The following is a 12,602-nucleotide window of genomic DNA, read 5'->3' as shown; positions in this document are numbered from 1 at the left end:
GATACTCGGGCCGTGCTCGGATTCGTCAGGACCGACAACGACGCCCTCGTCTCCTGCCTGGGCGATCCTCAGCGCGCCGTGGCCGCCTACCGTGAGCTGCTGCGGCGCGACGGGGACGCGCTGGGCGCCATCCGCGCGGGCCTGTCCCACGAGGACGCGGCCGTCCGCGAGGGCTGCTGCCGCCTGCTGGACCACCTCGTCGACACGGAGTCCATGGAGCAGCTGATCGCCATGGCCGACGACCCCGACACCAGTGTCAGGATCGCCGCGTTCCACGCCCTGGCCTGCGACCGCTGCAAGGACGACGCCTGCGCCCCGGGCGCGGACCGGGTGCTGGAGCCCGCGCTGGAGCACCTGGCCTCCGACCCGGACGCGCAGGTGCGGATGAGGGCTGCCGAACTCGTCGGCAAGTTCGCCCACACCGACCCGCGCGCCGAAGCCGCGCTGCTGGCGGCCCGGGCCCAGGACCCGAGCCCGGCCGTCCGGAAGAAGGCGGGCTGGTACGCGCCCGGCGGCTCCATCCACCGGCGCACGGCTCCACAGAAGGCAGGCCGCTAGCGGTCGGAAGGCCGCCCGCCCAGGAGTTCCAGCGCGCGCCCGAGGTCGGCCCCCTCGGCGAGGAGGTGCCCGATCAGGGCGAGCTCCTCGCCGGTGGCGGTCGACAGCGGGTCGGGGACGTGCATCAGCAGGCGGCGGCCGAGGTCGGCGGGCACCCAGGGCGCGGCCCCGGAGGGGTGCTTCCCCAACACGCCCGTCCTGTAGGCGCGCAGCGCCCCGAGGGCCGTGGCCACCGGGGTGTAGTCGCGGCGCAGCCCGATGCTGCCGGTGTACTGCGGCAGGGCCCGCCCGACGCTCTCGCGCACCCGCGCCAGGACGGGGCCGTCCTGCCAGACGGCCTCCCACCGCCTGCTGCCGTCCAGGTAGGTGACCTCGAAGGTGCAGGAGAGCGCCGTGCCGAGGTCGGTGAAGAAGCCGCGGATCGCGCTGCCGCGTGAAAGGGCCATCGCCGGGAGTCCTCCCTCGGTCGGTCGGGTGGGAGTCACGATAGGGCCGCTTACCGACACGGTCGCCGACGGGGGGTCAGGAGCGCTTCGGCGGACGGATGCCGCGGAACTCCCAGTCCCCGCCCAGCGCCGTGGAGAGCACCTCCTCGGAGGCGGTGACCTGGGCGCCCACGTCGGTGCGGATGGCGGTGGGCCCGGCCACGACGTGGTTGGCCAGCCGGCCGAGGCCCTCCACCTCGACCTCGACGAGGTCGCCGGGCTCGACGGGCCGGGAGTTGGCGGGCGTGCCGGAGAGCAGCACGTCGCCGGGGTTGAGGGTGATGGTGCGGGCGATGTCGGCGACGAGGTAGTGCATGTCCCACTCCATCTCGTCGGTCGAACCGTCCTGCACCAGACGGCCGTTGACGTAGGTGCGCAGGTACTTGCCGCGGAAGTCCCAGTCGGTGACGAGGCCCGGGCCGAGCGGCGCCAGGGTGTCGGAGCCCTTGACCCGCAGCATCGAGCCGGCGTCGGTGTCGCGGAAGTCGTGGAGCCCGAAGTCGTTGGCCACGGTGTAGCCCGCGATGTACGCGCCGGCCTCGGCGGGGGAGACGTTGCGGCAGGTGCGGCCGATGACGATCGCCACCTCGCCCTCGTAGTTGAGGTACCGGCAGCCCTCGGGGCGGACGACGGCGCCGCGGTGGCCGTTGAGCGCGGAGAGGGGCTTGTGGAAGTAGGTCGGCGCGGCGGTCAGCGCGATGCCGAACTCCTCGACCCGGCTGCGGTGGTTGAGGTGCACGGCGATGATCTTGGACGGGACGACCGGCGGCAGGTGGTGCGCGGCGCTCTCGGGGACGCGGCGGCCGTCACGGGCGACGAGGTCGGGGCCGTCGGGGCGGACCTCGACGACGGCGCCGTCCAGCAGGATGCGGCGGATCTCAGGCACGGGCGGTCTCCTCGGGGTGCGGGTCCACGTGGTGGTGGGGGTCGTGCCGGTGCGCGGGGGTGGGGGCCCAGCCCTCGGCCGGGCGGTCGAACCAGAGCAGCGCCTGCCCCGTCCCCACCGAGTTCTCGTACGCGCCGTACTGCCGGGCGCGGGCGGTGCAGCGCCCCTCGCCGAGCGCGCCGGCCATCATCAGGTAGTGCCCGAACCCGGCCTCGGGCCGGACGGCGCGGAAGGCGTCCATGGTGTCCAGCACCCGGTCGTGCCGCCCGTCGAGCAGCCAGGCGATCCGCTCCTCGTCGGCGGCGCGGGCCTCGGGGGTGAAGATGTGCGAGGGGTCGCTGGCCTCGTGGTCGCGCAGCTGGCGCAGCGGCCAGAAGGTGTGGGAGAGCGCGCCGGAGGCGATGAGCAGCACCCGGCGGTCGACGGCGGCGACGGCGTCGGCCAGCGCCCGGCCGAGCCGCTTGTGGTCCTCGGCGTCGCCGGTCTGGCAGACCCCGATGCTGACCCAGCGCTTGTCGGGCAGGCCCTCGCCGAGGTGCTTCCAGAGGTTGATCGTGGCGTAGTGCACGGGCAGGTGCGGGTCGTCGATCGGGGTGATCCAGGTGCCGTGGCGGTCGGCGAACGAGGCGACGGCGCGGGCGAGTTCGGGGTCACCGGGGTAGTCGTACGGCATCCGGCACATGCCGCGCGGCAGTTCGTCGGAGGTGAACAGGCCGGCCCGGCGGTGCTGGGCGGCGACGACGAACTCGACGGTGGTGGCCCAGTGCGAGTCGAGGACGACCACGGTGTCGTAGTCGTCGCGTTCGAAGACGTCCCGGCGCAGCGCGGCCAGGCCCGGGATCAGGCTGATCTCCTCGCCGTTGTTGAGCTCCCGCCGGGTGGCCTCCGGCAGCACGATGGTGGGCACGTGGGCGAGCAGCCCGGCCCCGGTGATCTCACCCACGGTCGGACCAGCCCTTCGGAGCGGTGACGGTGTTGCGCAGGTCGGCGTAGAAGTCGAAGCTCCAGTCGCCGCCCTCGCGGCCGATGCCGGACTCCCGGGAGCCGCCGAACGGGGCCCGCAGGTCGCGGACGAAGAAGCAGTTGACCCAGACGGTGCCGGCGACCAGTTGGTCGGCGATGCGGTCGGCCCGTTCGCGGTCGCCGGTGACGAGGGTGGCGGCCAGGCCGAAGCGGGTGCCGTTGGCCAGCTCGACGGCCTCCTTCTCGGTGTCGAAGGTCTGGAGGGTGAGGACGGGGCCGAACACCTCCTCCTGGACGACCTCGGAGTCCTGGGCGACGCCGGCCAGCAGGGTCGGCCGGTAGTAGAGCCCGCCCAGCTCGGGATTCGGGCCTCCGCCGATGACGGCGCGGGCCCCGGCGGCCAGGGCCCGGCGGACGAAGCCGTCGATCCGCTCCAGCTGGCGGGGGTGGATGTTGGGGCCGAGGTCGGTGGACTCCTCGCGCGGGTCGCCCTGGCGCAGCTCGGCGGCGCGGCCGGTGAACCGGGCGGTGAACTCCTCGGCCACGGAGGCGTCGACGAGCAGCCGGGTGGCGGCCAGGCAGACCTGCCCGGCGTTGTCGTACTGGCCGACGGCCAGCTCCACGGCCAGGTCGAGGTCGGCGTCGGCGAACACCAGCATGGGGGACTTGCCGCCCAGCTCCAGGCTGACGGGGGTGAGGTTGCGCCCGGCCGTCTCGGCGATCCGGCGGGCGGTCGGGACGGAGCCGGTGAAGCTGATCCGCCGTACGTCGGGGTGGGCGGTGAGCGGGGCGCCGACCTCGTCGCCGTAGCCCTGGACGAGGTTGAGCACGCCGGCGGGCAGGCCCGCCTCGGCGGCGATGTCGGCCAGCAGGGAGGCGGTCAGCGGGGACCACTCGGCGGGCTTGAGGACGACGGTGTTCCCGGCCGCCAGCGCGGGCGCCACCTTCCAGGTGGCGAGCATCAGGGGCGCGTTCCACGGGGTGATCAGCACGCAGGGCCCGGCCGGGTCCCAGCTGACGCGGTTGGCGTGGCCGCGGGTGTCCAGCTCCGGGTGCGCGAGTTCGAGCAGCCGGTCCGCGAAGAAGCGGAAGTTGTGCGCGACGCGGGGCATCACGCCGCGCAGGTGGGAGCGGAGCAGGGCGCCGTTGTCGGCGGTCTCCACGGCGGCGAGGTCCGCGAGCCGGGCCTCGACGCCGTCGGCGATCGCGTGCAGCAGCCGGGCGCGCTCGGCGGGCGGCGTCGAGGCCCAGGCGGGGAAGGCGGTACGGGCGGCGGCCACGGCGGCCTCGGCCTCGGCGGCGGTGCCGCGGGCGATCCGGGCCAGCTCGGTGCCGTCGATGGGGGAGTGGTCGGCGAAGGTGTCGGCGGAGGCGACGCGGCGGCCGCCGATCCAGTGCCGGGTGTCCACCGGGACGCCGGCCACCGTCGCGACCGTCGCGGCGGCGGGGTGCTCGGGCATGGGAACCCCTTCCAGATGTCGTTTGGTGTCAAACAACATAGGGACGGGTCCGTCCGAGGTCAACCCTTGGAACCGGGTTCGCGCACGGCTATCGTTTGGCTCCAAATGATGGGCGGACATCCGCATGACGGGCGAACAACCGCCGAACTCACAGGCATTGGCCGGGAGGCACCGTGACCGAGCAGCAGCCGCACAGCAGCGGCACCCACCAGGACTGGCAGCGCCGGGCCGCCGCACTCCCCCTGCCCGCCGCCCACCTGATCGACGGGCGCGGCGAACCCGGCGGAGGCGACACCTTCGCGGTGGTCTCCCCCCGCGACGGCCGCCCGCTCACCACCGTCGCCTCCGCCGGAGAGGCCGAGGTGGACGCGGCCGTCGCCGCCGCCCGCCGCGCCTTCGACCACGGCCCCTGGCCCCGCCTCGCCCCCGCCGACCGGGGCCGCGCCCTGCGCGCCCTGGCCGGTCTGGTCGAACGCCACCGCGCCGAACTCGCCCTGCTCATCAGCCTGGAGATGGGCAAGCCCGTCACCGAGGCGTACGACATCGAGATGCGCGCCGTCGCCACCACCTTCCGCTGGTACGGCGAACTCGCCGACAAGCTCGCCGACGAGGCCCCCCACACCCCCGGCGACGCGCTCGCCCTCGTCACCCGTGAGCCCGTCGGTGTCGTCGCCGCCGTGGTCCCGTGGAACTTCCCCCTCACCATGGCCGCCTGGAAGGTCGCACCCGCCCTCGCCGCCGGCTGCACCGTCGTCCTCAAGCCCGCCGAGCAGTCCCCGCTCTCGGCGCTGCGCCTGGGAGCCCTCGCCGTCGAGGCCGGACTGCCGCCCGGCGTGCTCAACGTCGTCGCGGGAGCCGGGCCGGTGGCCGGCCGGGCGCTCGGCCTCCACCCCGACGTGGACGCCCTCGCCTTCACCGGCTCCACCGAGGTCGGCCGGCACTTCCTGCGCTACGCCGCCGACTCCAACCTCAAGCGGGTCTGGCTCGAACTCGGCGGCAAGTCCCCCAACATCGTCCTGCCCGACGCCCCCGACCTGGACAAGGCCGCCGCCACCGCCGCCTGGGGGATCTTCTTCAACCAGGGCGAGATGTGCACCGCGCCGTCGCGCCTGCTCGTCCACCGCTCGATCGCCGACCGCGTCGTGGACGCCGTGGCCGAGCGGGCCCGCACCCTGCGGATCGGGGACCCCCTCGACCCCGCCACCGAGATGGGCCCCCTGGTCACCGCCGCCCACCGCGAACGGGTCCTCGGCCACATCGCCGCCGCCCACGAGGACGGCGCCCGGCTGCGCGCGGGCGGAGGCACCGCCCTGCCCGAGACCGGTGGCCACTACCTGCGGCCCACCGTCTTCGACCGGGTCGACCCCGGCGCCCGGCTCGCCCGGGAGGAGGTGTTCGGCCCGGTCCTCGCCGTGCTGGAGTTCGACACCGTCGAGGAGGCCGTGGCGCTGGCCAACGACAGCGACTACGGCCTGGCGGCCGGGCTGTGGACCTCCGACCTCTCCGCCGCGCACCGCATCTCCCGGGCGCTGCGGGCCGGTACGGTCTGGGTCAACTGCTACGAGGAGGGGGACCTCACGGTGCCCTTCGGCGGCGTCAAGCAGTCCGGCCACGGGCGCGACAAGTCGGCCCACGCCCTGGACAAGTACACCGACCTGAAGACCACCTGGATCCAGCTGTGAGCCCCCGCCCGCTGATCGCCCTGCCGGCCCGTTTCTCCGCCTCCGCCCCGGTGCTGCGCCACGCCGCGATCGTCACCGCGCAGGCGCTGGCCGAGGCCGTGTACGAGGCGGGCGGCGAGCCGTTCACGATGCTGCCGGCCGGCTCCGGCGCCGAGCAGGTCGCCGCCCGGCTGGCCCGCTGCGGCGGGCTGCTGCTGCCCGGCGGGGGCGACCTCGACCCGGCGCACTACGGGCAGCGCGAGCGCCACCCCGAGGTCTACGACCTGCACCCCGGCCAGGACGCCTTCGACCTCGCCCTCGCCCGCTACGCGCTGCTCGCCGGGCTGCCGACGCTGGCCGTCTGCCGGGGCCTCCAGGTGGTCAACACCGTCCTCGGCGGCACCCTGGAGCAGGACATGGGCGGCCCGGGGCAGGACCACCGCCACCGCCGCCACCGCCTCGCCCCGGCGAGCGGCACGCTGCTGGAGCGGCTGCTCGGGCCGGGGGAGGCGGAGGTGTCCTGCTACCACCACCAGCGGATCGCCCTGCTCGGGCGCGGCCTGCGGGTCGCGGCGCAGGCGGCGGACGGGACGGTGGAGGCGGTCGAACTCGCCTCGCCGGAGGGATGGTTCCTCGGGGTGCAGTGGCACCCGGAGGACACCGCCGCCTCCGACCCGGCCCAACGGGCCCTGTTCGCGGGCCTGGTGGGGGCCGCCGCCCGGGCGTGAGGCCTCAGCCCTCCCGCCGCCGGCGCCCGCCCGGGCGCGGCGGCGGGGGAGCGGCCTCGGCCAGCTCCGCGCGCCGGGCCTCGCCGTCGCGCTCCAGGGTGCCCACGATCCGCCGCAGCATCCCGGCCAGCTGCTCGCACTCCTCGTCCGAGAGCGCGCCCGAGACGAACGCCTCCTCCTGGTTGAAGCGCGGGAACAGCTCCGCCATCAGCTCCTCGCCCGCCGGGCTGAGCCGCAGCAGCACCATCCGCCCGTCCGACGGGTGGTCCGAGCGCTCCACCAGCCCGCGCGACTCCAGCGTGCGGGCCACGCCGGTGAGCGTGCCCTTGGAGATGCCCGCCTCCTCGGCGATGTACCTGGTCTCCATCTCCCCCCAGATCCACAGCACCCAGAGCACCACGAAGGAGGTCCAGCTCAGCTGGGCGCCGCGCAGCACCGAGTTCTCCAGGTGCTGGCGCACGGCGGCCGCCGCCCGGTGGATGTTGGCGACGGCCGCCATCTGCGCGCGCAGCAGCGGTACCTGGCCGAGCTTGGCCAGGACGGCGAGCTCGGTCTGCTCGACGGTGTGTCTGCCGGTCACCGATCGTCCCTTCCCCTGGCGGCGGGCCGGGCCCGCCGCCGTCCTCCAGCTGTCTCGCCAGGAAATCTAGCGCGCCCGGCCGTCCATTTGCACCCGTACGACCTTCGGGCCGGCCTCCGGCAGGCCGGAAGGGCCCGCCGGTGTCCGGCGAGCCCTTCCGTGTCGTGCGGGCTCAGCCCTCGCGGGGCGCCGGGACGATGCCCAGGCCGTCCGCGCCGACCTTCACGGCCGACTCGTCCAGGGCCGCCGGGACGACGGGCTGCGGCTTGCCGTCCAGGTCCAGGACGGGCACCGCCTCCTTGTACCAGGACTCGATCACCGCGTTGCCCCAGAAGTCCCGGCGGCGGTCGTCGTTGACGTTCCACCGGTACGTCTCGTGGTCCGGGTCCCCGGTGTAGTAGTCGGAGGTGTAGATCTCCACCCGGTGCCCGTCCGGGTCGCGCAGGTAGAGGTAGAAGGCGTTGGAGACGCCGTGCCGGCCCGGCCCGCGCTCGATGTGGTGCTCGGCGCGCAGCGAGCCGAAGATGTCGGCCGTGCGCAGCACCTGGTGCGCCTCCGGGGCGAACACCCCGACGTGGTGCAGCCGGGGGCCGTCGCCGCAGGTGAAGGCGACGTCGTGCACCGTCTGCTTGCGGTACATCCAGGCCGCGTACATCTCGTGCTCGTCGCCCTCGATGGTCTCGGAGCAGCCGAAGCCGAGCGAGCGGTAGTGCTCGTAGGCGGCGGGGATGTCCGGCACCACGATGTTGAAGTGGTCCAGCCTGGCCACCTCGGCGCCCCGGCGCAGGTCGTAGCGCTGGATGAGGCGCTCGGCGCGGTCGATGGCGTGGAAGAACTCCACCGGGAAGCCCAGCGGGTCCACGACGCGGACGGCCTCGCCGACGCCGCGGGTGCCCTCGCCGGCGGGTATCCGGCGCACGGGGCGGCCGAGGGCGGTGAAGAACGCCTCCGCCCGGTCGAGGTCCTCCGGGGTGCGCACCCGGTAGGCGATGTGGTCCAGCGCGGGGGCGTCGCCGAGGCGCAGCACCAGGCTGTGGTGGGTGAGCTCGTCGGTGCCGCGCAGGTGGAGCGCGGTGTCGTCCTCGTACTGGACGTGGAAGCCCAGCATCTCGACCCAGAACCAGCGGGCCCGGGGCAGGTCGGTGACGACGAGCTGGGCGTAGGCGGAGCGGACGACGTCCGGGGGTGTCTGCATGTCCGTGACCTCCATCGTGGGGGGTTCAGTGCTGCCCGTCGGCGCCGAAACGGGGGGTGTGGACCTCGCCGAGCATCACGTGAACGATCTTGGACTCGGTGTAGAAGTCGATGCTGTGCGCACCGCCCTCACGGCCGAGGCCGCTGGCCTTCACCCCGCCGAACGGCGTTCGGAGGTCGCGGACGTTGTGGGAGTTGATCCAGACCATGCCGGACTCCACCGCGTGCGCGACCCGGTGGCCCCGCTTGAGGTCGGACGTCCACACGTAGGCAGCCAGACCGTATGCGGTGGCATTGGCCAGGTCAATGGCCTCGTGCTCGTCGTCGAAGGGCGCGACGGCCACCACCGGGCCGAAGATCTCCTCCTGGAAGATCCGGGCGTCGCGGGGGACGTCGGCGAAGACCGTCGGCTGGAGGTAGTTGCCCTCCGGCAGGTGGGCCGGGCGCGTGCCGCCGGAGACCAGCCGGGCCTCCTCGCGGCCGAGGGCGACGTAGTCCAGCACCCGCTGGTAGTGCACGGGATGGACCAGCGCGCCGACCTCGGTGGCCGGGTCCGCGGGCAGGCCGACGCGGACGCGCTCGGCACGCTCGGCCAGGCGGCGGGTGAACTCCTCGTAGAGCGGCCGCTCGACCAGCACCCGGGAGCCGGCGGTGCAGCGCTCGCCGTTGAGCGAGAAGACGCCGAAGACCACCGAGTCCAGGGCCGCCTCCACGTCGGCGTCGGCGAAGACCACCACCGGGGACTTGCCGCCCAGCTCCATCGAGACCGTCTTCAGCCGGTCCGCCGAGCAGCGCACGATGTGCCGGCCGGTGGCGGTGGAGCCGGTGAAGGAGAGGATCGGCACCTCCGGGTGGTCCACCAGGGCCTGCCCGGCCTCCGTGCCGATGCCGTGCACGATGTTGACCACACCGGCCGGCAGGCCCGCCTCGGTGAGGATGCGCGGCCACAGGGAGGCGGACAGCGGCGTCCACTCGGCGGGCTTGAGGACGAGGGTGCAGCCGGAGGCGATGGCCGGGGCGAGCTTCCAGCTCTCCAGCATGAACGGGGTGTTCCACGGGGTGATCAGCCCGGCCACGCCGACCGGGGTGCGCACCACGTAGTTCAGCTGCTCGCGGCCGACCCGGAAGGCCTCCTCTCCGAGCGCCACGATCACGTCGGCGAAGTAGCGGAAGTTCTCCGCCGCGCGCCGGGCCTGGCCGCGCGCCTGGGTGATCGGCAGGCCGGTGTCGAAGGACTCGAAGGCGGCCAGCTCCTCCTCGGCGGCCTCCACCGCGTCGGCGATCCGGTTGAGCACGGTGGCCCGCTCGCGGTTGCCGAGCGCCGACCAGGCCGGGAACGCGGCCCGGGCGGCGGCCACCGCGCGGTCCACGTCGGCCGCGCCGCCCGCCGCGGCGGTGGTGTAGACGGTGTTGGAGACCGGGTCGGTCACCTCGAAGGTGCGGCCGTCGGCGGAGGCGGCGGCCTCGCCGCCGATCCAGTGGTCGATCCGGCCCGGCAGGCCGGCCGGGCGGGCGGCGGCCGCGGGGGCCTCGGTGGTGGTGGTCATGGCGACTCCTGGCGACGTGGGGGAGAGGGGTTCGGGGGCGGTCACAGCTGGCGGGTGAGGTCGCCGCCCTGCGCGAGCAGGGCGCGGACGCGGTCCAGGCCCGCCTCCGAGGGGGCGGCCAGCGGCGGGCGGACGTACGGGGAGGCGATCCGGCCCTGCTGGGCGAGGACCCACTTGGCGGGCGCCGGGTTGGTCTCGACGAACAGCAGGTCCACCAGCGGGTGCAGCCGGTAGTGCAGTTCGCGGGCGCCCGCGTGGTCGCCCCGCTCCCAGCGCTCGTACATCTCGGCCACGGCGGCCGGGGCCAGGTTGGCGACGGCGCTGATGAAGCCGGCCCCGCCGAGCGCCATCAGCGGCAGGCAGAGCAGCTCGATGCCGGACCAGACCAGCAGCTCCGGGCCGCAGGCGTGGATGACCCGGGAGAAGTGTTCAAAGTCCTTGGTGGTCTCCTTGATCCCGACGATGTTGTCGAAGTCGGTGAAGAGTCGGCGGACGGTCTCCGGGTCGATGTCCACGGCGGTGCGCGAGGGCACGTTGTAGACCACCAGCGGCAGGTCGGGGAACTCCCGGGCCACCGTGGCGTACCAGTCGTAGAGGCCCTGCTGGGTCGGCCGGGCGTAGTACGGGGTGATGACCAGGGCCGCGTCGGCGCCCAACTCGGCGGCTGCGGCCGTCAGTTCGAGGGTCTCGTCGAGCTTGGCCGAGCCGGTGCCGGGCAGGAACGGCACCCGGTCGCCGACGGCCTCCGCCACCGTGCGCATGGCGGCGATCCGCTCGGCGGTGCTCTGGGCGCTGGGCTCGCCGGTGGAGCCGCCCAGCGAGATGCCGTGCGAGCCGGAGTCCAGCTGCCAGCGGACCAGTGCGCGCAGCGAGTCGTGGTCCACCGCGCCGCCTGCGGTGAAGGGGGTGACCACGGGGGCCAGGGAGCCGCGGATCTGGGAGGGGTCGCTTCGGAACTTCATCGGAACTCCGTGTGGGGGTGGGAGAAGTGACGATCAGTCAGGAGCCGGTCAGGAACCTTCGCGCTGCGCCTCGTAGCGGGCGCGCCAGGTGGCGTCCATCGGGTAGAGGCCGGCCACCGCGGCGCCCTCGCCGACCTGCTGGAGGATGAAGCGCTCCTCGTCCTCCTGGGCGGCCGCGTCCCGGGCGACCTCGGCGGCCAGCGCGGGCGGGATCACCACGACGCCCTCCGCGTCGCCGACCAGCACGTCGCCGGGGCGCACCAGCACCCCACCGCAGGAGACGGGCAGTTGGGAGTCCATCGGCACGTGGCGCCTGCCGAGCACGGCCGCGTGCGGGACGCCGTAGTAGGAGGGGAGGTCCAGGCCGGCGAAGGACGGGCTGTCGCGCAGGCCGCCGTCCGTGACGACGCCGGCCGCGCCGCGCCGCAGGGCGCGCAGGGCCAGGATGTCGCCGAGGGTGCCGGAGCCGTGGTCGCCCCGGGCCTCGATGACCAGCACCTCGCCGGGCAGGATCTCCTCGACGGTGCGCTTCTGGGCGTTCATCCCGCCGCCGATCTCGGCGAACACGTCCTCGCGCAGCGGCAGGTAGCGCAGCGTCCGGGCGGTGCCGACCATCCGCAGGTCGGGGCGGGCGGGGCGGACGCCCTCGATGAAGTGGTGGTCGATGCCGCGCTTGCGCAGCTGGTTGGAGAGGGTGGCGGTGGAGACGGAGCGCAGCAGTGCGGCCGTGTGCTCGTCCAGCGCGGGCTCAGGGACGGGCTCAGGGACGGGCTCCGGGGCGGAGCCGTACGCGGCCTGCCGGGCGGCCTCGGTGGCCTCGGGCAGGACGCCGTACTCGACGGCGCCGGGCGCCTCCTGGACGACCTCGTTGCGCAGCCGTCCGCTCCCGGCGAGCTCGACCTCGACCACGTCGCCCGGGTGGACGACGGTGGATCCGGCCGGGGTGCCGACCAGGATCAGGTCGCCGGGCTCCAGGGTCATCGAGCGCGAGAGGTCGGCGATCAGCAGGTCGATCGGGAAGAGCAGTTCCGCGGTGGAGGCGTCCTGGACGAGCTCGCCGTTGACCCAGGTGCGCAGCCGCAGGTCGGCCGGGTCGGCGTCGGTGAGGAGCACGGGGCCGACCGGGGTGTAGCCGTCCCGGCCCTTGGCCCGCAGGTTGGAGCCGAGGTCGGCGTGCTTGAGGTCGTAGACGCCGAAGTCGTTGGCGGCGGCGTAGCCGGCCACGTGCTCCAGCGCTCTCTCGCGGGGCACGCGGTGCGCCCGGCGGCCGATGACCACGGCGATCTCGCCCTCGAAGGCGAGCAGCTCGCAGCCGTGCGGCCGGACCACCGCCTGCCCGCTCCAGGAGAGGGAGGAGGAGGGCTTGAGGAAGTACGAGGGGACTGCGGGGGTGCGGCCGCGTTGGGCCACCCGGCTGCGGTAGTTGAGGTGGACCGCGACGATCTTTCCCGGCGTCAGACCGAGAGGGTGAGCCATATTGCCCTCCAGAATCGTATACGTCATCATGCACGATAGCGGAGCGGGGAAGCGCTGACCATGGTTGATCCGCTACGACTTCGTATGTGATCCGAGAGCAGA

General features: G+C 74.2%; 12 protein-coding genes. 3 read left to right on the top strand and 9 right to left on the bottom strand.

The window, feature by feature from the left end; genetic code table 11:
* Positions 1-12: 12 nt before the first annotated feature.
* The gene (locus ACIRRS_RS01190) at positions 13-558 is read left to right on the top strand and encodes a HEAT repeat domain-containing protein (RefSeq protein WP_402963010.1); all 546 of its coding nucleotides are present in this window, start codon (positions 13-15) and stop codon (positions 556-558) included.
* On the opposite strand, the gene ACIRRS_RS01185 is transcribed toward ACIRRS_RS01190, so the two are convergent.
* The 4 genes from ACIRRS_RS01185 to ACIRRS_RS01170 all read right to left on the bottom strand — a co-directional run bounded on the left by ACIRRS_RS01185 (position 555) and on the right by ACIRRS_RS01170 (position 4,352).
* Positions 555-1,004, bottom strand: a complete 450-nt coding sequence (locus tag ACIRRS_RS01185; protein ID WP_402963008.1) for a hypothetical protein — start codon at positions 1,002-1,004, stop codon at positions 555-557. The genes ACIRRS_RS01190 and ACIRRS_RS01185 overlap by 4 nt on opposite strands.
* Positions 1,005-1,080: 76 nt before the next feature.
* On the bottom strand, positions 1,081-1,929 hold the full coding sequence (locus tag ACIRRS_RS01180; RefSeq protein WP_402963005.1) for a fumarylacetoacetate hydrolase family protein: 849 nt from the start codon (positions 1,927-1,929) through the stop codon (positions 1,081-1,083).
* The gene (locus ACIRRS_RS01175; protein WP_402963002.1) at positions 1,922-2,872 is read right to left on the bottom strand and encodes a catechol 1,2-dioxygenase; all 951 of its coding nucleotides are present in this window, start codon (positions 2,870-2,872) and stop codon (positions 1,922-1,924) included. The genes ACIRRS_RS01180 and ACIRRS_RS01175 overlap by 8 nt, the downstream gene beginning before the upstream one ends.
* Entirely contained in the window at positions 2,865-4,352 is a 1,488-nt protein-coding gene (locus tag ACIRRS_RS01170) for an aldehyde dehydrogenase (protein ID WP_402963000.1), read from the bottom strand. Before ACIRRS_RS01170 ends, ACIRRS_RS01175 begins: the two co-directional genes overlap by 8 nt.
* Positions 4,353-4,525: 173 nt before the next feature.
* Here ACIRRS_RS01170 and ACIRRS_RS01165 point away from each other — a divergent pair, with 173 nt between their 5' ends.
* Together ACIRRS_RS01165 and ACIRRS_RS01160 are read left to right on the top strand one after the other, a co-directional pair.
* Positions 4,526-6,034 (top strand): aldehyde dehydrogenase, encoded by a 1,509-nt coding sequence (locus ACIRRS_RS01165; RefSeq protein ID WP_402962998.1) that lies wholly within the window; start codon positions 4,526-4,528, stop codon positions 6,032-6,034.
* Positions 6,031-6,741, top strand: a complete 711-nt coding sequence (locus ACIRRS_RS01160; protein ID WP_402962995.1) for a gamma-glutamyl-gamma-aminobutyrate hydrolase family protein — start codon at positions 6,031-6,033, stop codon at positions 6,739-6,741. The genes ACIRRS_RS01165 and ACIRRS_RS01160 overlap by 4 nt, the downstream gene beginning before the upstream one ends.
* A 4-nt stretch (positions 6,742-6,745) precedes the next feature.
* On the opposite strand, the gene ACIRRS_RS01155 is transcribed toward ACIRRS_RS01160, so the two are convergent.
* From ACIRRS_RS01155 to ACIRRS_RS01135, 5 genes are all read right to left on the bottom strand, one after another.
* A complete protein-coding gene (locus ACIRRS_RS01155) occupies positions 6,746-7,321 on the bottom strand; it encodes a MarR family winged helix-turn-helix transcriptional regulator (RefSeq protein ID WP_402962992.1) in 576 nt (191 codons plus the stop codon).
* Positions 7,322-7,493: 172 nt separating this feature from the next.
* The gene (hpaD, locus tag ACIRRS_RS01150; RefSeq protein ID WP_402962990.1) at positions 7,494-8,516 is read right to left on the bottom strand and encodes a 3,4-dihydroxyphenylacetate 2,3-dioxygenase; all 1,023 of its coding nucleotides are present in this window, start codon (positions 8,514-8,516) and stop codon (positions 7,494-7,496) included.
* A 25-nt stretch (positions 8,517-8,541) separates the two neighbouring features.
* Positions 8,542-10,062 carry a 5-carboxymethyl-2-hydroxymuconate semialdehyde dehydrogenase gene (gene hpaE, locus ACIRRS_RS01145; RefSeq protein WP_402962987.1) on the bottom strand — a complete coding sequence of 507 codons (1,521 nt, stop codon included), beginning with the start codon at positions 10,060-10,062 and terminating at the stop codon, positions 8,542-8,544.
* Between the two features lie 41 nt (positions 10,063-10,103).
* A complete protein-coding gene (gene dapA / locus ACIRRS_RS01140) occupies positions 10,104-11,024 on the bottom strand; it encodes a 4-hydroxy-tetrahydrodipicolinate synthase (RefSeq protein ID WP_402962984.1) in 921 nt (306 codons plus the stop codon).
* Between the two features lie 48 nt (positions 11,025-11,072).
* Positions 11,073-12,500 (bottom strand): fumarylacetoacetate hydrolase family protein, encoded by a 1,428-nt coding sequence (locus tag ACIRRS_RS01135; RefSeq protein ID WP_402962982.1) that lies wholly within the window; start codon positions 12,498-12,500, stop codon positions 11,073-11,075.
* Positions 12,501-12,602: the final 102 nt, after the last annotated feature.

It is taken from the genome of Kitasatospora sp. NPDC101183 (assembly GCF_044767945.1).
Classification (GTDB): Bacteria; Actinomycetota; Actinomycetes; order Streptomycetales; family Streptomycetaceae; genus Kitasatospora.
The sequence above is the reverse complement of the archived record's forward strand: the minus strand, read 5'-3'. Positions and strand labels throughout refer to the sequence as shown.

Coding starts and splice junctions, on each gene's coding strand:
- ACIRRS_RS01185 (WP_402963008.1), bottom strand. CDS start 1,004: ATGGCCCTTTCACGCGGCAGCGCGATCCGCGGCTTCTTCACCGACCTC.
- ACIRRS_RS01170 (WP_402963000.1), bottom strand. CDS start 4,352: ATGCCCGAGCACCCCGCCGCCGCGACGGTCGCGACGGTGGCCGGCGTC.
- hpaD (WP_402962990.1), bottom strand. CDS start 8,516: ATGCAGACACCCCCGGACGTCGTCCGCTCCGCCTACGCCCAGCTCGTC.
- hpaE (WP_402962987.1), bottom strand. CDS start 10,062: ATGACCACCACCACCGAGGCCCCCGCGGCCGCCGCCCGCCCGGCCGGC.
- dapA (WP_402962984.1), bottom strand. CDS start 11,024: ATGAAGTTCCGAAGCGACCCCTCCCAGATCCGCGGCTCCCTGGCCCCC.
- ACIRRS_RS01135 (WP_402962982.1), bottom strand. CDS start 12,500: ATGGCTCACCCTCTCGGTCTGACGCCGGGAAAGATCGTCGCGGTCCAC.